Raw genomic sequence first — 16,018 nt, 5'->3', positions numbered from 1 at the left:
CCTCACCCCTATCTTCTATGCTTATCATTAAAAGATTTCTCGAGACGTTCCAATTTATTGGCCAGACTGCCGTCATAAAGGGTATCGCCAATGACGACCTTCAGTCCGCCCAAAAGGCTCTTGTCAACCACGTTCACTACGCGGATCTTCCGCTTCGTAAGCTGGCTGAACTCTGCAGCTACACTGGCCTGCTCCTCTTGACTTAGAGGATAAGTAGAATACACTGTAGCATCACCGATTCCAAGAGCGTCTCCTTCAATTTTGATATACGTATCCAGCAGATCAGCGAAAATATCGGTTCTGCCCCGCTCTACCAAAAGTTCTACAGTGTTCAGTACAATTGGGGAAAGCTTGTCTTGAAGGGCTGTACGCAGTACTTTAAGCTTCTCCGACTCCGAGATCCGCGGCGCAAGAATGAACCGCTTCACTTCTTTGTCTTTGTGCAGCACTTCGACTACCGTCTTCAGCTGTTCTTCCACTTCCAGAGTGATCCCCTGCTCTACTGCCGAACTGTACAAAGCCTTGGCATAACGCTTGGCAGCTACCGTATCGCGGCTCATGATCGGCCTCCTACCTCTTTGAGGTATTGGTCAACAAGCTGCTCTTGCTCTCCGCTTGCTTGAACTTCCTTGTTCAAGAGCTTGGATGCAATGCGGACAGAAGCTGTTCCGATTTCGCTCCGCAGCTCTTCAACCGCTTTGTTCTTCTCGTTCTCGATATCCCGGACGGCTTCTGCCTTAACGCGCGAAGCTTCCACCTTGGCCTGCTCCAGAAGGCGGTCAACCTGCTGGTTGCTTGTAATTTGCGATTGCTGAATAATGCTTTGAGCTTCCTGACGCGCATTGTTCAGGGCTTGCTTTTGCTCTTCCACATAAGCGACCGCCTGCTCGCGGGTCTTTGCAGCTTCATCGAGCTGCTGCATCACCAGTTCACGACGTGTCTCCATCACTGCAAACAATTTGCTGAAGGCAAATTTACTAAGCAAAATATATAGAATCAAAAATGCTGCAATTGAAAAAATAATATTGGTCCAAACGATTTCCACTGAGGTCACTCCCTTCCGTTACCGCTGGCTGCGGATCTGTACAAAAGTAAGGCGCGGATGGCATCGGCCGTCCCCGCCAAACCGCAAATACGGCAAATTATTGAAACATGATCAGGAATGCAATTACTGTTGCAGCCAAAGGAATTACTTCGACGATACCTACACCGATAAACATCGTGGTTTGCAGGGCGTTGCGTGCTTCCGGTTGACGGGCGATAGATTCTACAGTTCTACTTACGATCATACCGTTACCAAGACCTGCACCCAGTGCACCCAAACCAACTGCTATTGCTGCTGCTAAAAATTCCATTTGTAAATATCCTCCTTTAATTTCGGTTCATTTGGTATTTGTTTTAATGATATAAAATATCTCCCGTGAAGCATGAATTGGCAATCGCCTCCTCTTCACGGCAGTTCATTAATGAGCATCTTCTTCGTGGATCGTCATCTGTGCGATATAAACCATCGTCAGAATCGTAAAGATAAACGCCTGGAGTGCTCCGACAAAGATACTGAAGCCCTGCCAAACGGCAAGAAACGGAATACTGAGAATACCCAGCTTGAGAATTACAGTGATAAGTACTTCCCCGGCAAAGATATTGGCATAAAGCCGGATGGCCAGGGCAATCGGCTTGGCCAGATTCTCAATAATGTTGAGCGGCAGGAAAATCGGGAACGGCTCAACGTAGTGCTTGAAGTAATGTTTGCCGTTAAGCTTAATCCCCAGATAGTTCATGAGTACAAACACGATAATGGCCAAACCAGCCGTAACGTTGATATCTGCAGTTGGCGATTTGTACCATAGAAGCTCTACGTGGTCTCCATGGGACAGGTTCCGGGTTGCTTCAATGACATGACCGAACACCGTTACCGGCTCATGCGCCTCGGTTACAACTGAGAACGGCAGGCCGAGCAGGTTGGAAACAAAGATGAACAGGATTAAGGTGAGCCCCAAGGATATGTAAGGTTTCCCTTTCTTAAGGTCCATAGCACTGCTAATCACACCCTGTACAAATTCTACAACCCATTCCATAAAGTTCTGCAGCTTGGAAGGATTCTCAACCGACAGGTTGCGAACCGACAGCATCACCAGAACGAATACCACTGTACAGCTGATGATAAGCATCAGTACAGCAGACAAATCTATCGGGATACTTCCGAGCATGATTTTGGGCATAGCATGCATAGTATATCATCCCCCTTTCTCTTTATTCTGGTTACATCTTCTTCTTGATACTCAGATATATCCCCGCAGGAATGGCGAGAAGCTGGGGAATGAACAGACCGGCAAGTGTCGCTTCAAGCGAAAAGTGCTCGATCTTGACCGAGAACATGGTTACCAATATTGCGATGCTGATCCTTGTAACAAAACCCAGGCTGAAGGCTCTTCCTTCCTTGCTTGCAATCGACTGTGTTACAATACGGACTTTGGTGGCCAAATAACGAAAGTTGACCAAGCCGGCGGCAAGACCCAGAGTCATCCCCAGCGTCACCGCCCGGGTCTCATGATGAAGAGCCCAGCCTGTGAGCAGACCGGCCATCAGAACAAAGGTCCACCTAGTAACAGCGCTGATCATGGGAGTCATATTATCCATTCTGCTCCCCCAAAAATTTTCTGATTAACAGGACGATATTGATGATGCCCAAAACCATTCCTGTTATCGTGCCGATAGCCAACCAGTAATCCGGTGCTTCCAGCTTAGCCTGCAACCATCTGGCTGCAAAAAAACCCATAATAATGTAAGCGGCAAGCAAAGTGCCGGCACCACCGATGACAAGCGCAGTTCGCCCCAGACTATACGTGTCTTTTTGATCCTTCATCGGCTACAATCCCAACTAATTTTACTGAATTTCCTGACTCTTTGTCAATTCATTGAACAATACCCGAAATCCCATGAAAACATGAAAATAATCACAGCAAAACGTTCCAAAACCATATAAACCGTACAGTTTCACTGTATGTTGATTTTACAGTTCAGAAATATTGTTCCCATCAATTTTCTGGTTAATTTGTGAACATTGTGTGAAATTCTTCAGGACGCTCTTTTTTGATCCCGAAATGGTGCAAAATCGCATTGACAATTCTTTCGGAGGCTTTGCCGTCTCCGTACGGGTTGGCGGCCCGGCTCATGGACTGATAGAGCTCCTGATCAGTCAGCAGAGCATGTGTCCGTTGATACACCTTCTCCTCGTCCGTCCCCACAAGCTCCAATGTTCCGGCTGCGATTCCCTCCGGACGTTCGGTTGTATCCCGCAGCACCAGCACAGGAACCCCGAATGAGGGAGCTTCCTCTTGCAAGCCGCCGGAATCGGTTAATATCAAGTGGGTATGTGGATAAAAATTGTGCAGATCCACAACGTCAAGTGGATCAATCAGCTTAATTCTCGGATGTCCGCCTAAGATTTCATGTGCAGGTTCCTTGACTGCCGGACTCGGATGCACAGGATATACAATAGCAACATCCTCAAATTCATCAGCGATTCTTTTGACAGCACGGAAAATATGACGGTGCGGTTCGCCCTGCGATTCTCTGCGATGCGCCGTCATCAGAATTAGTCTTTTTCCAGCAGCAAAATCTAGAACAGGATGCTGATAATCCGGCTGTACGGTATATTGAAACACATCGGTTACGGTGTTGCCTGTGATATAGATACTTGATTCTTTTTTGTTCTCATGTCTTAGGTTATCCGCTGCCCCCCCCGTAGGAGCAAAGTGCAAATCCGCCAGCACTCCCGTCAATTGACGGTTCATTTCTTCCGGATAAGGCGACAGCTTATTCCAGGTCCGAAGCCCTGCTTCTACATGCCCAACCTGAATTTGCTGCAGAAATGAAGCATAGCTGGCCAGGAAAGTAGTCAAGGTATCACCATGCACAAGTACAAGATCCGGCTTGGCTTCGCGGAGCACAGGCTCCAGCCCTTCAAGCACACGAATGGTAATTTCATTCAGCGTCTGGCGGTCCTTCATGACATCCAGGTCAAAATCAGGTGTAATCTTGAATACCTCCAGCACCTGATCCAACAGTTCACGGTGCTGCGCAGTCACGCAAACCAACGATTCAATATGCTCCGGATGTTTGTTTAATTCGAGTACCAGCGGCGCCATTTTAATCGCCTCAGGACGCACTCCGAAAATTGTCATCACTTTAATTTTGGACATATCCCCTACCCTTTCTTCATTGCTCTCGCCAATACTTCTACGTTACTCCCTGCTATTTGGTTCCATAAAGACGGTCGCCGGCATCCCCGAGTCCAGGAACGATATAACCGTGCTCGTTCAGATGGTCATCCAGCGCAGCGACATAAATATCCACATCCGGATGCGCTTCCTGAACGGCAGCTACACCCTCCGGGGCAGCAATGAGGTTCATCATTTTGATCTGGGTGCAGCCACGGTTCTTCAGGGATGTAATCGCTGCAATGGCCGACCCGCCGGTTGCTAGCATCGGATCAATCACGATCAATTCACGTTCCTGCACATCTGTAGGCAGCTTAATGTAATATTCCACCGGCTGCAGCGTTTCAGGGTCACGGAACAGCCCTACATGTCCTACTTTTGCTGCTGGCAGCAGCTTCAGCACACCTTCCGTCATTCCAAGACCGGCACGGAGAATGGGAACAAGCCCAAGCATTCTGCCCGAGATCACTTTGCTCTCCGTTTCAGCCACAGGAGTCTGAACTGTAATCGTCTCTAGCGGGATATCCCGTGTAATTTCATACGCCATCAAAGTAGCCACTTCATCCACATGTTCTCTGAATTCCTTAGTGTTAGTACGCACGTCGCGAATAAATGTTAATTTGTGCTGAATCAAAGGATGATCGCAAATCACCAATTTTCCCATCAACTTGTCCCTCCGGTAATTGTAAGTCTTGTCTATAGCCTGGAAAGCGCTTTTGCTTTATTACGGCTAAATCTTGTCTATTATATCATCACCTCCTCCTCTTTTCACCTACGAGGAATACGGATTTTCTTTCACAAGAAGGCAAAAGCTGCAGGTTTCCCGGCAAATGTCAATCCAGTTCTGGACGTATTGGGGTTAAAAATGATGTAAACCGTGAATTAGTTTATACATAATCGCCATTTTCATACTCTTCACATTTCTTTCACTAATATTTTTGAAAATTACATGAACTTTCATTTTGTTTTTCATTACATTTCAACCATTTCCCACTTCATAAATGTGAACATTCTACAACATACTGCTGCAACCAGGTGTATTTCCCTATAAAAAAACCTTCGTGAAGCCCGGTCATCCAGGGTCACGAAGGCAGCATATCGGTACAATCCTCTACTAAGGATCTATAGAGTATTAATACTGAAGTTCAGGGTAAAGCGGGTATTGTTCTGTAAGTGCAGCCACTTCACGGGCAGCTTCAGCAAGCTTCGTTTCATCCTTCGGATTCTTCAGCACGTTCGCCACAATCCGGCCGATTACTTTCATAGCCTGCTCGTCCATGCCACGGGAAGTGATGGCAGGTGTGCCGATACGGATACCACTGGTGACAAAAGGGCTGGTCGGGTCAAACGGGATCGCATTTTTGTTCACAGTAATTCCAATGGAGTCCAGCACCTTCTCTGCATCCTTGCCGGTAATCCCCAGATTGCGGGTATCCAGCAGCATCAAGTGATTGTCTGTTCCGCCGGAAACAATGTTAATCCCTTCAGCTACCAGCGTCTCTGCAAGCACCTTGGCGTTCTTCACGACATTCTCCGCATACGTCTTAAAGGATGGAAGCAAAGCCTCACCGAGCGCTACTGCTTTGGAAGCAATCACATGCATCAGTGGACCGCCTTGTGTTCCCGGGAACACCGCTTTGTCGATGGCAGCTGCCCACGGCTGTCTGCACATGATGAGTCCTCCGCGCGGACCGCGCAGCGTTTTGTGGGTTGTAGTCGTCACGAAATGGGCATGAGGCACCGGACTTGGGTGAAGTCCTGCCGCTACCAGACCGGCGATATGCGCCATGTCCACCATGAACAACGCACCAACGTCATTCGCAATGGAAGCAAGAGCTTCAAAATCAATAATGCGCGGGTATGCACTTGCACCGGCAACGATCATTTTGGGACGGTGTTTGAAAGCAGCTTTGCGGACTTCATCATAATCAATCAGGAAAGTATCTTCCTGCACACCATAGGCAACGAAGTTATAGAGCAAGCCGGAAGCATTAACCGGGCTGCCATGCGTCAAATGGCCGCCATGCGCCAGATTCATGCCCAGCACGGTATCGCCGGGTTTAAGTGCCGCCAGATAAACAGCCATGTTCGCTTGCGCGCCGGAGTGCGGCTGTACGTTGACATGTTCTGCACCAAACAGCTCTTTGGCACGGTCGCGGGCCAGATTCTCAACAATATCCACATCTTCACAACCACCATAGTAACGTTTACCCGGATATCCTTCCGCGTATTTGTTGGTAAGCACCGAACCCATCGCTTCCATCACGGCTTCGCTGACGATATTCTCCGAGGCAATAAGCTCAATATTGGCACGCTGACGTTTCAGCTCCAGTCCCATCGCTTCCAGTACTGCCGGGTCACTCTTACGCAATTGTTCCATGATTTGTATTTCCTCCTTGGGTTTGTATGATAGGTTGTGATTCCTAAAAAACTGCTGTTTAATCGCAAAGCTGAGCCCCGCTTGTCTCCGGCGTGCGGTATACCGCACGCTCGCCGCCGATCAGCGCCGGACGCGTCCAGGCTGCATTTACACGGGCTGCGCCAATGTAGCGGAGTGTCGGCCGGAACGGGACAGCTACCCGGCGCAGATGCATACCGATCAGCGTCTCGCCAATGTCAATGCCGGCATGGGCCTGCACCGTCTCAGCCAGAACAGGATCAGCCATGGAGCGGAAAGCCGCTGCTGCCATGGAGCCTCCGGCTCCCGGAACAGGCACCGCCGCAACCTCGTTCAATCCCAGGGCTTCCAGCAAGGACCGCTCCATAACAAGCGCACGGTTCAAATGCTCGCAGCACTGATACACCGGCTGGAAGCCAAACTCTTCCGCAGCCTGACGCACCCCATCCAGCAGCTGCTGCGCCACATCAAGTGCGCCACCGGTACCGATGCGGGCACCCGCAACCTCGCTGGTGCTGACCCCTACTACAACAATTTTGCCGGAATCCAGCTTCCCGGCAGCAGCCAGCTCACGAAGCACCTCCGCTGTCGCTGCGGTCAAGGACAATTCGGACTCATCCACTTGCATTCCCTCCTCCAAAGATATGACGGAGCTGACAGTTCTTAAATTTAAACAAAAAAGAGCAGTCCGCAGGTAGCTGCGGATTTGCTCTTTTGCCCAGGCGACCGGCCGTTTATTCCAGTGCTCCATCGTGGTTTGCTCCACATTTGTCGCCAGTTACACCGGAACCGATATTTGTTCTTTTATCTTAAAGCATAGCCCTCCGAAAATCAACACCTTTACAGCCGGCGCAAGGCTTCCAGCTTATCCAGCAGGCCATGCAGTGCTGTACGGATTTCAGAAGCGGCCAATTCGTAGTCTTCACGGCTTCCACCAAACGGATCGGTAATGTCAAAGCTCGGAATACGCTGGCGGATCTCGATCATCCGCTGCATCGCCGCCGCATCCGGCTCACCGCCAAGCGCAATAGCCATCTCGGACTCGGCATACAGACTATCCAGCTCCTTGATATCACTGGTGGTTGCCGCTTCATCATGAACGTATTCCTTAAGCGTATAGGTCTTCGCCACAGCCTCGGGAAAATATTGCAGCAGATGGCGCTTGTGTCCTCCGGTTAAAGTGAGCACCAAATCGGCCCAGGCGATGGTCTGCCCGGTTACTTGAGAGGACTTCACTAGATCGTTGATCCCTTCCTCCCGCAGTATAGCTGCGGCGTGTCTGGAAATTGAAGTGCCGGGAATGGCGGAGACTCCCGCAGACCGCACTTCCAGATCAATCCCCCGTTCCTGCGCGAGCTTCCGCAAAAGGCCTTCAGCCATCGGACTGCGGCACGTATTTCCGGTGCAGACAATTAAAATATGCAGCATGCTTTCCACCCCCATAAACTAAAAAAATCGTTTGCCGTTATTGTATCAGAAGATGAACAGCAAGCCAAACCCCAGCAGTATGGCTCCGCCGAGCGCTTCCCCGTATTCGCCGAGGCTCCGGCTGACATGCCGCCCCAGCAGCAGTCCGGTAATAGCCATCAGTCCTCCGCAAACCCCGAATGCCAACACGGTAATCAGCACACTGTTCACAAACATCCCCAGTGATACCCCGACGGAAAAGGAATCTATACTTACGCTCAGCGAGATGAGCAGCATCCCGAGAAAGGTCCGATGATTCACCGCACGCACCGGCCCTGCGGTGTTCGAACGAAATGAATTATACAGCATATGCGCCCCCAGCAGCACCAGCAGGCCTCCGGCAGCATAGGCCGTAACCTGGCCCAGCAATTGCCCCACATAACTCCCCGTCAACAATCCTACAAGCGGCATAAGCACGTGAAACAGGGCAATCAGCAGGCTCATTTGCAGCACATGCAGCAGACGAATCCCTTTCATGCCAATTCCGACGCCTAGTGAAAAGGCATCCATTCCCAGTGCAACCGCCATCATTGCAATTGTTACGGTCTGTCCCCATGCTGGATATAGTTCGCCTATGCCCATCCTTAAGCCCCCCAAGTCCAAATATCTTGTACAACCACGATATGCGGACAAGGGGGTGAACATGACAGGGGCAGCACCGCAACTATAGTCGAAAAAGCCTTACAGGCAGGATGTACAAAATGCCGGGGCTCAGCCGGCGTCGATGATGGAACCGCCGGCGGCTTTCATCAGCCGGTTCATAATGGCGGCGCCGAGGCCGGCCTCAGGGCAGGCCTCGGCCAGGATGTAAGTCGCTCCCGCTTCATCGAAGCGCCGCAGCGCGGCATACAGTGAGCGCGCGCCCTCCTCCGGCGAGGCTAGCGAGCCGAGAGACACCACGCAGTCAGCGGCCGCGGCGGGGTAGAGGGCCTGATGCTCCTCGAAGAGGAGCAGGCCCGTGACTTCGCCGCCCAGCTTCGCCGCTGCGAGCTGCTCTGCGGCAGCTTCGGCCACGCGTTGCGGCGAAGCGCCGCGCACTACGCCGAGCCAGCCGCGCGGCGCGTAGTGCGTGTACTTCATGCCCGGCGCGCGCGGGGCAGGGTTCGCGGCCGCAGTAGCGGAGCCTGCGGCGGGTTCAGGCACGGCGGCCACGGCAGCCGGGCCCACGACGGCGGCGAGCTGCTCTGCCGTGATGCCGCCGGGGCGCAGCACCAGGGCGGTGCCGTCCGGCTGCACCTGGACGACGGTCGACTCCAGGCCGACCCCGGCCGGGCCGCCGTCCAGGACCCCGCCGATATAACCGGCGAGGTCGTCCAGCACGTGGGCGGCCAGGGTCGGACTCGGCCGCCCGGAGCGGTTGGCGCTGGGCGCGGCCACCGGGCAGCCCGCGGCGCTGAGCAAAGCCAGCGCCACCGGATGGTCGGGCATGCGCACGCCAACCGTGTCGAGCCCGGCGGTTACACGGGGCGACAACACGCCGGGCCGAACGGGCAGCACCAGCGTCAGCGGCCCGGGCCAATACGCATTCATCAAAGCTGCCGCCGCCGGATGAACCTCGGTGACCAGGCCCGTAAGAGCAGCCGGATCGGCGATATGCACAATCAGCGGATTATCGGATGGGCGGCCTTTGGCAGCAAACACCGCTTCTACCGCTGCCGTGTTTCGCGCATCCGCACCCAGGCCATATACCGTCTCCGTCGGAAAGGCTACCGTACTTCCCTGCCGGAGCATCTCCGCCGCTTCCGTCAGCGCCGGCCAGTCGGTGCCACCAGTCACAAGCGATGCTGCCTCCATTCCTTTGGCATAATCCAGTTCCCAATTTACAGTATGTCGGATGTCCCCGCTATTGCGCTGAACAGCGAACAACGGGTCATTGTGTTTGTTCATCATTATCCCAGGCTTTCTACTCAAGATTATTCGCGAGAGCGCAGCTGTGAAGCTAAAGCGGCAGAGCCGCCAGTCCAGCCAAGAAGAAACGGCCCCACCAGGTGGAGCCGCAACCGATCCGCTTCTCAAATAGTACCATATCTGATCAAGCCCATAAACTGCTGATCCAGTTCCACAGATTTTGCAGCAGCTCCCATACGAAGAAACGCACTTCAGGAGTTTCGCCATCCGCTGAATCAGAAGTTGCAGCTGCAACAGTCTGCACTGTCTTCCCATTCCCTTCTTCATTAGACGCAGAAACCGTCTTCGTCCCTTGAGCCGTTGCAGGTGCAGCGGCATCACCGGAACCCGCGTCAATGAAGCAGAGCGGCGGGAACAGCACACACCACCAGTTTTGCCCTTTACCCGCACCAAGTGTCACCCGCACTGCTTCATAATCGCCGGCGGGATAGACGGTGCCGCCATACAGTTTGGTGGGAAAAGGGACCACTCCAAGCTCCACGTTATAGGAATAATCCATACCGCGTGACGCAAGCTCCGTACCTACCAGGGCATTCAGCTCCGGCAGATGACCGCGGATCAGGCTGCGCGCCTGTTCCAGGCTCTGCGGATCTTCAAGCTCAGTCACCCACTGATTCATCTGCTCGACCACTTTGTCGCGGATTTGCCGTTTGATCATCTGATCCTGTGTTCCATCCGAATTCGCCAGAATACGCAGCCGGATCGACTCTTGCGGTATGGCCACCTCTGCTACAGCTGCATCGGTTTTTTGACTCTCCCAGGCCATCATCAGTACCATAAAAAAACAAAGTAAAATGGCAGTATACTTAAAAGTTACCCGCAACGATTCGCCAATACTAGAGTGATTGTTATTCATTGTCTGTTGCCCCTCTCCCACTGAACTCTTATGTCAGTCAGTATGCCCGGGAGAGTAAACCTGCAAACCTATCAATCTATTATTTTTGATGCAAAAAGCCGCCAGGTCTCCCCTTTGCAAAGGAAACTGGCGGCGTATAGTTGGGTTACCCAGTATTTCATCAGCCTTTAAACTGTACTTTTGTGTTCATGCACTTTGTACATCAGATTGTAAGTAATTCCGGTGTATGATCGATTAGACTGTATTTCATGCATCAGAAACAGCAGAAAGGACTGAAAAACACCCGTTTTCGCCATGTCCAAGGTATTAAATACATCAGAACAAGCTTTGGAGCCGCTCAAGCGTGATTACGCTGCACGAAATACATTAGAATCGCGTTCAGCACAGATAGGATGCAGCAGAGCCCCAGCGATGCCTGCTTTCAGTACTATTTTCAGAGTTTCATAATTTAATTTGGATATGGTACGACACGACACTAGTATTAGACCTGTTTGGCCGGTGCGGAGTACCTTGTTGATTTGGGGAGGTCTTCCTCCACTTCCTGACCATGCAGGCGCACGCTCATAATCAATCCAATACTGGCCATATTGATCAAGAGTGAGGTGCCTCCGTAACTGATGAACGGCAAGGTGATCCCAGTCAACGGCATCAGTCCAAGGAACGCACCGATATTCTCAAATATTTGATAAAGCATCATGGCTACAATCCCTACAATCAGGAAAGGTCCTGCACGGTCACGGCATTCCAGCGCGATTAGAATCATGCGATGGATCAGGATGAAATATAAGAGCAATACGAGTGCCGAACCTACGAACCCGAACTCTTCAGCAATTTGCACAAAGATGGAATCTGAATAAGTGTAAGGCACACGGTCCGTCTGCACAGAGTTACCCTGCATATAACCTTCGCCGCTCATACCGCCCGAGGCAATGGCCAGCTTGGCATTTTTGGTATGATAGCTCGCTTTGGCTGTTGCTTTTTCCGGGACCAGCCACGGGTCAAACCGTTCAATCCAGTGGGAGCGCCCAATGTCCGTGAGGAACACTTTGATATTGTCATGATAATGGATATAACTCATAATACCTGCTACTGCGGCCCCTCCGATTATGACGAGCCCAAGCAGCGCATGCGTAAATTTGATGTTGCCGATCCAGAGCAGCCCAACCAGGATTACCAGATAAGACAAGGCGTTACCAAGGTCATTCTGGGTAATAACAATCACAAAGGGCACAATTGCAATCATCGACAATGGAACGACATCGCGCCAGAACAATAACTGATTTTTGTTTTTGCGGAACAGCATGGACCCAAGGAAGAGAATCAGGATCAGCTTAAACAGCTCGGCTGGCTGAAATCCCAACGTGCCGAACTTGATCCAGCCCTGGGCCCCGTTCTGTTCTTCCCCGATAAAGCTGACCAGCACCAGCAGTACCACTCCCGCGCCATAGATATAGACGGAGTATTTAACAAGCAGACGGTAGTCGATGAATGTGATTCCAAAGAAAGCAATGAAACCCAGGATATAGAACTTAATCATCGATTCGTGGGAACCGTCCAGCTTGCTTCTCCCGTAGGTCACACTATAAATGGCAAAGATGCTAACGACCATCAACAAGGCGAGAATCACAACGATGACGCCATCGATCTTTTTGAATTTCTGAAGCATGCTTTGCCTCCTTGCTTTGTACTCGCAGCTCGCAGGTGCATACACACCAAAGCTGTCTCAATCCATTGTAATGGAAACACGGATAAAAATACAATTGTGCCCATCGTCCATACAGATGCTTAAATCCCGTACGTTATCCGCGCGCCAGGCCCAGCACATGGCGCGGTATACCCGCGAGATCGCGAATGGTCACGATCTCGTTCCAGTGGCCGGCGGCTTCCAGCAGCGCGGCCACTTGCTCTGCCTGGCCCTGGCCGAGCTCAAAGCCGACCAGCCGCGGCGGAGCCGGGAGCAGCGGCAGCTGCTCCATCATGCGGCGGTACGGGTCCAGCCCGTCCGCGCCGCCGTCGAGCGCCGTGCGCGGCTCATGGTCGCGCACCTCGCGCTGCAGCCCGGCGATGTCTCCGCCGGGAATGTACGGCGGGTTGGAGACGAGTATATCCGTCTCCAGCCCCGCAAACGGCTCGAGCAGGTCGCCGAGCCGCAGGTCCACAGCCGTGCCGTGCCGCAACGCGTTGCGCGCGGCCACGGCCAGGGCCGCCGGCGAGATGTCGCCGGCGCAGACCCGCCACGCCGGCGCTTCCGCCGCCAGCGTGACCGAGATCGCTCCGCTGCCGGCGCCGATATCGACGGCGGTCAGCGGCCGTGCGGCGCGCGCGTCCCCCGCGCCGCCAGCCGTTTCACCCGGCCCGGCAACACCGCCTGGCCACAGCTCCGCCCCGTAGCGCAGAACCGCCTCGACGAGCAGCTCCGTTTCCGGGCGAGGAATCAGCACGTCCGGCGTCACTTCAAACGCCCGCCCGTAGAACTCCTGCTCCCCGATAATGTATTGCACCGGCTCGCCTGTGCCCCGGCGGGTGACTCCCGCTTCCCACATTGCTCTGGCTTCAGCGGGAAAAGGATCAGCCAGCGCCATATAATACGCAGCGCCGGACAAGCCCAGCACCTGCTCCAGCAGGAGCTGCGCGCTGCGCTGCGCTTCACTCACCCCGCATGCACTCAAAAAAGAAGAAGCCTCCGCAAAGGCTTCCCGGATGCTTTGCACTTCCGACATCACAAAAGCGCCATCATTCAAAGCATTATTCTCCTTTTTCCATCAATTCCGCTTGTTCGGCAATGGAGAGTGCCGAGATAATTTCCGTAATATCTCCGTTCATGACCTGCTCCAGACGGTGCAGAGTCAAACCGATCCGGTGATCCGTTACCCGGCTCTGCGGGAAGTTGTAGGTGCGGATCCGTTCACTGCGGTCGCCGGTGCCGACCTTGCTCTTGCGTTCGCCGGAGTACTTCGCTTCTTCTTCCTGGCGCTTCAAATCAGAGATCCGGGCACGCAATACCTGCAGCGCCTTCTCTTTATTGGAGTTCTGTGACTTGCCGTCCTGACAAGTGGCTACAATACCGGTCGGCACGTGGGTTACGCGCACAGCCGATTTGGTCGTATTAACGGACTGGCCGCCCGCACCGCTGGAACAGAAGGTATCCACACGAATATCCCTGTCGTGAATTTCAATTTCAAATTCTTCCGCTTCAGGCATAACCGCTACAGTAGAGGTAGAGGTATGAATACGACCGCCCGATTCGGTCGTTGGAATACGCTGCACGCGGTGCGCGCCGCTTTCGTATTTCATTTTGCTGTAAGCGCCGCGGCCGTTAATCAGGAAGATAACTTCCTTAAACCCGCCGAGGTCATTGGTGTTGACGTCCATCAGCTCAACGCGCCAGCCTTGGGCGTCCGCATACCGGGTATACATCCGGTACAAGTCGGAGGCGAACAAGGCCGCTTCATCTCCGCCGGCTGCGCCGCGGATTTCCACGATGACGTTCTTGTCGTCATTCGGGTCCTTCGGCAGCAGAAGCACATGGATCTTCGCTTCAAGCTCAACCTGCCGGGCAGAAAGCTCCTCGATCTCCATCTTGACCATTTCTTTCATTTCATCATCAAGCTTTTCGCCTTGCATAATTTTGGCGGCTTCCAGCTCTTCCATAACATTTTTATATTCAGCATACGCCTCATAGGCAGGCTGCAGATCTGATTGTTCTTTGGAATAGTCCCTCAGTTTCTTACTGTCGCTTGCAACGTCCGGGTCACAAAGCAGTTCACTGAGTTTCTCATAGCGGCCCGCCAGGGATTGCAATCGGTCCAACAAGGGAATTCACCTCTCCTGATTCATATTCAAAAGCAATAATAAAGCTCCGACATCGTGAATTAATAAAATTGGATACACGACTTTATATTATACCACCGATCCGGCAAATTGGCTACAGTGCCGGCCGCAAATCATTCCCTATCCAAAAAGGACATCCAAGCAGTAGATATTCTACTCCTGAGATGCCCGGCTATGCTTATTTGTGCAATATTTATCTATACATTAAAGCGGAAATGCATAACGTCTCCATCCTGCACCAAATATTCCTTGCCTTCCAGACGCAGCTGGCCGCGCTCTTTGGCACCGTTCATGGAACCCGCCGCCACCAGATCGGCATAGGCAACTACCTCGGCACGGATAAAACCACGCTCAAAATCCGTATGAATCACACCTGCAGCTCCAGGAGCTTTGGTTCCCCGGCGGATGGTCCATGCACGTACTTCCTGCACACCAGCGGTGAAATACGTATACAGGCCAAGCAGCTTGTACGCCGCTTTGATCAGACGGTTCAAGCCGGACTCTTCCAGACCCAGCTCCTCCAGGAACATGGCTTTATCTTCACCTTCAAGCTCGGCAATCTCCGCTTCCACCTTTGCGCTAATCGGCACAACTTCGGCATTCTCGGCAGCGGCAAATTCACGCACCTTCTGCACATAAGGATTGTCCTCTGCACTGGCTACCTCATCCTCGCTCACATTTGCCGCGTAAAGGACAGGCTTCAGGGTAAGCAGGTGCAGGTCACGGATAATAATCCGCTCTTCGTCGGATAATTCCACGCTGCGCACAGGTTTGTCATTATAAAGCGATTCCTTGATGCGCTCGAGCAGCTCCACTTCCTGGGCGTATTTCTTGTCGCCGCCTTTGATGTTTTTGCGTGAACGCTCAATCCGCTTCTCCACGCTCTCCAGATCCGCCAGAATGAGCTCCAGATTAATGGTCTCGATATCGCTGATCGGATTCACCTTGCCGTCAACATGCGTAACATTCTCATCCTCGAAGCAGCGTACCACATGAACGATGGCATCCACTTCGCGGATATGGGCCAGGAACTTGTTGCCAAGTCCTTCTCCTTTGCTTGCGCCGCGCACCAGACCGGCAATATCGACAAATTCAAAAGCGGTTGGAACCGTTTTGTTCGGCTGCACCAGCTCCGTCAACTTATCCAGACGTTCGTCCGGCACTTCTACAACCCCAACGTTCGGGTCAATTGTGCAAAAAGGGTAATTCGCCGATTCCGCCCCCGCTTGCGTGATTGCATTAAACAATGTCGATTTCCCTACGTTGGGAAGCCCAACAATACCCGCTTTCAAAGCCATTTATATGACAACTCCTATGTTCAGTTAATTGATCATC

At 52.5% G+C, this 16,018-nt stretch carries 18 protein-coding genes and 1 riboswitch; all 18 genes read right to left on the bottom strand.

Translation table 11 applies throughout. The features are described 5' to 3' along the window. Nucleotides 1-8: 8 nt before the first annotated feature. Nucleotides 9-560, bottom strand: coding sequence for a F0F1 ATP synthase subunit delta (locus IEY53_RS17565; RefSeq protein WP_189027186.1), 552 nt, complete (start codon nucleotides 558-560; stop codon nucleotides 9-11). Continuing rightward, nucleotides 557-1,045 carry a F0F1 ATP synthase subunit B gene (gene atpF, locus IEY53_RS17560; protein ID WP_189027184.1) on the bottom strand — a complete coding sequence of 163 codons (489 nt, stop codon included), beginning with the start codon at nucleotides 1,043-1,045 and terminating at the stop codon, nucleotides 557-559. The genes IEY53_RS17565 and atpF overlap by 4 nt, the downstream gene beginning before the upstream one ends. Nucleotides 1,046-1,142: 97 nt before the next feature. After that, nucleotides 1,143-1,355 carry a F0F1 ATP synthase subunit C gene (gene atpE, locus IEY53_RS17555; RefSeq protein ID WP_189027182.1) on the bottom strand — a complete coding sequence of 71 codons (213 nt, stop codon included), beginning with the start codon at nucleotides 1,353-1,355 and terminating at the stop codon, nucleotides 1,143-1,145. 108 nt (nucleotides 1,356-1,463) lie between these two features. Then, nucleotides 1,464-2,231: a F0F1 ATP synthase subunit A gene (atpB, locus tag IEY53_RS17550; protein WP_189027180.1), complete on the bottom strand. Its 768-nt coding sequence runs from the start codon at nucleotides 2,229-2,231 to the stop codon at nucleotides 1,464-1,466. A 31-nt stretch (nucleotides 2,232-2,262) separates the two neighbouring features. Continuing rightward, the gene (locus IEY53_RS17545) at nucleotides 2,263-2,640 is read right to left on the bottom strand and encodes an ATP synthase subunit I (protein ID WP_189027178.1); all 378 of its coding nucleotides are present in this window, start codon (nucleotides 2,638-2,640) and stop codon (nucleotides 2,263-2,265) included. After that, complete coding sequence (locus tag IEY53_RS17540; RefSeq protein WP_189027176.1) at nucleotides 2,633-2,866, bottom strand: AtpZ/AtpI family protein; 234 nt, start codon at nucleotides 2,864-2,866, stop codon at nucleotides 2,633-2,635. Before IEY53_RS17540 ends, IEY53_RS17545 begins: the two co-directional genes overlap by 8 nt. Nucleotides 2,867-3,050: 184 nt before the next feature. After that, complete coding sequence (gene wecB / locus IEY53_RS17535; protein ID WP_189027174.1) at nucleotides 3,051-4,205, bottom strand: non-hydrolyzing UDP-N-acetylglucosamine 2-epimerase; 1,155 nt, start codon at nucleotides 4,203-4,205, stop codon at nucleotides 3,051-3,053. Between the two features lie 52 nt (nucleotides 4,206-4,257). Beyond that, a complete protein-coding gene (gene upp / locus IEY53_RS17530; RefSeq protein WP_189027172.1) occupies nucleotides 4,258-4,887 on the bottom strand; it encodes a uracil phosphoribosyltransferase in 630 nt (209 codons plus the stop codon). Nucleotides 4,888-5,355: 468 nt separating this feature from the next. Further along, complete coding sequence (gene glyA, locus IEY53_RS17525; protein ID WP_308424230.1) at nucleotides 5,356-6,606, bottom strand: serine hydroxymethyltransferase; 1,251 nt, start codon at nucleotides 6,604-6,606, stop codon at nucleotides 5,356-5,358. A gap of 55 nt (nucleotides 6,607-6,661) precedes the next feature. Next, nucleotides 6,662-7,243: a TIGR01440 family protein gene (locus IEY53_RS17520; RefSeq protein WP_373293876.1), complete on the bottom strand. Its 582-nt coding sequence runs from the start codon at nucleotides 7,241-7,243 to the stop codon at nucleotides 6,662-6,664. 87 nt (nucleotides 7,244-7,330) lie between these two features. Beyond that, nucleotides 7,331-7,413: riboswitch (ZMP/ZTP riboswitch) on the bottom strand. 48 nt (nucleotides 7,414-7,461) lie between these two features. After that, nucleotides 7,462-8,049 carry a low molecular weight protein arginine phosphatase gene (locus IEY53_RS17515; protein ID WP_189027166.1) on the bottom strand — a complete coding sequence of 196 codons (588 nt, stop codon included), beginning with the start codon at nucleotides 8,047-8,049 and terminating at the stop codon, nucleotides 7,462-7,464. Between the two features lie 45 nt (nucleotides 8,050-8,094). Beyond that, nucleotides 8,095-8,670: a manganese efflux pump MntP gene (locus IEY53_RS17510; protein WP_189027164.1), complete on the bottom strand. Its 576-nt coding sequence runs from the start codon at nucleotides 8,668-8,670 to the stop codon at nucleotides 8,095-8,097. A gap of 129 nt (nucleotides 8,671-8,799) precedes the next feature. Beyond that, nucleotides 8,800-9,882, bottom strand: a complete 1,083-nt coding sequence (locus tag IEY53_RS17505; RefSeq protein WP_229696215.1) for an L-threonylcarbamoyladenylate synthase — start codon at nucleotides 9,880-9,882, stop codon at nucleotides 8,800-8,802. Nucleotides 9,883-10,120: 238 nt separating this feature from the next. Then, complete coding sequence (gene spoIIR, locus IEY53_RS17500; RefSeq protein ID WP_189027162.1) at nucleotides 10,121-10,852, bottom strand: stage II sporulation protein R; 732 nt, start codon at nucleotides 10,850-10,852, stop codon at nucleotides 10,121-10,123. 481 nt (nucleotides 10,853-11,333) lie between these two features. Continuing rightward, complete coding sequence (locus IEY53_RS17495; protein ID WP_189027160.1) at nucleotides 11,334-12,518, bottom strand: FtsW/RodA/SpoVE family cell cycle protein; 1,185 nt, start codon at nucleotides 12,516-12,518, stop codon at nucleotides 11,334-11,336. Nucleotides 12,519-12,651: 133 nt separating this feature from the next. Further along, complete coding sequence (prmC, locus tag IEY53_RS17490) at nucleotides 12,652-13,572, bottom strand: peptide chain release factor N(5)-glutamine methyltransferase (RefSeq protein WP_189027330.1); 921 nt, start codon at nucleotides 13,570-13,572, stop codon at nucleotides 12,652-12,654. Nucleotides 13,573-13,597: 25 nt separating this feature from the next. Continuing rightward, nucleotides 13,598-14,665 (bottom strand): peptide chain release factor 1, encoded by a 1,068-nt coding sequence (prfA, locus tag IEY53_RS17485; protein ID WP_189027158.1) that lies wholly within the window; start codon nucleotides 14,663-14,665, stop codon nucleotides 13,598-13,600. Between the two features lie 215 nt (nucleotides 14,666-14,880). Further along, on the bottom strand, nucleotides 14,881-15,981 hold the full coding sequence (gene ychF / locus IEY53_RS17480) for a redox-regulated ATPase YchF (protein ID WP_189027156.1): 1,101 nt from the start codon (nucleotides 15,979-15,981) through the stop codon (nucleotides 14,881-14,883). Nucleotides 15,982-16,018: the final 37 nt, after the last annotated feature.

This window comes from Paenibacillus albidus (genome assembly GCF_014644435.1).
GTDB lineage: Bacteria > Bacillota > Bacilli > Paenibacillales > Paenibacillaceae > Paenibacillus_AQ > Paenibacillus_AQ albidus.
This window is presented reverse-complemented; position numbering and strand designations above follow the sequence as displayed.

What these genes read in the sequence shown, in the direction of transcription:
- prmC (WP_189027330.1), bottom strand. Translation starts at nt 13,572, where the DNA reads ATGTCGGAAGTGCAAAGCATCCGGGAAGCCTTTGCGGAGGCTTCTTCT.
- ychF (WP_189027156.1), bottom strand. Translation starts at nt 15,981, where the DNA reads ATGGCTTTGAAAGCGGGTATTGTTGGGCTTCCCAACGTAGGGAAATCG.
- IEY53_RS17505 (WP_229696215.1), bottom strand. Translation starts at nt 9,882, where the DNA reads ATGGAGGCAGCATCGCTTGTGACTGGTGGCACCGACTGGCCGGCGCTG.
- IEY53_RS17540 (WP_189027176.1), bottom strand. Translation starts at nt 2,866, where the DNA reads ATGAAGGATCAAAAAGACACGTATAGTCTGGGGCGAACTGCGCTTGTC.
- atpE (WP_189027182.1), bottom strand. Translation starts at nt 1,355, where the DNA reads ATGGAATTTTTAGCAGCAGCAATAGCAGTTGGTTTGGGTGCACTGGGT.
- IEY53_RS17495 (WP_189027160.1), bottom strand. Translation starts at nt 12,518, where the DNA reads ATGCTTCAGAAATTCAAAAAGATCGATGGCGTCATCGTTGTGATTCTC.
- IEY53_RS17565 (WP_189027186.1), bottom strand. Translation starts at nt 560, where the DNA reads ATGAGCCGCGATACGGTAGCTGCCAAGCGTTATGCCAAGGCTTTGTAC.
- IEY53_RS17545 (WP_189027178.1), bottom strand. Translation starts at nt 2,640, where the DNA reads ATGGATAATATGACTCCCATGATCAGCGCTGTTACTAGGTGGACCTTT.
- spoIIR (WP_189027162.1), bottom strand. Translation starts at nt 10,852, where the DNA reads ATGAATAACAATCACTCTAGTATTGGCGAATCGTTGCGGGTAACTTTT.
- IEY53_RS17510 (WP_189027164.1), bottom strand. Translation starts at nt 8,670, where the DNA reads ATGGGCATAGGCGAACTATATCCAGCATGGGGACAGACCGTAACAATT.
- IEY53_RS17515 (WP_189027166.1), bottom strand. Translation starts at nt 8,049, where the DNA reads ATGCTGCATATTTTAATTGTCTGCACCGGAAATACGTGCCGCAGTCCG.
- upp (WP_189027172.1), bottom strand. Translation starts at nt 4,887, where the DNA reads ATGGGAAAATTGGTGATTTGCGATCATCCTTTGATTCAGCACAAATTA.
- wecB (WP_189027174.1), bottom strand. Translation starts at nt 4,205, where the DNA reads ATGTCCAAAATTAAAGTGATGACAATTTTCGGAGTGCGTCCTGAGGCG.
- atpB (WP_189027180.1), bottom strand. Translation starts at nt 2,231, where the DNA reads ATGCATGCTATGCCCAAAATCATGCTCGGAAGTATCCCGATAGATTTG.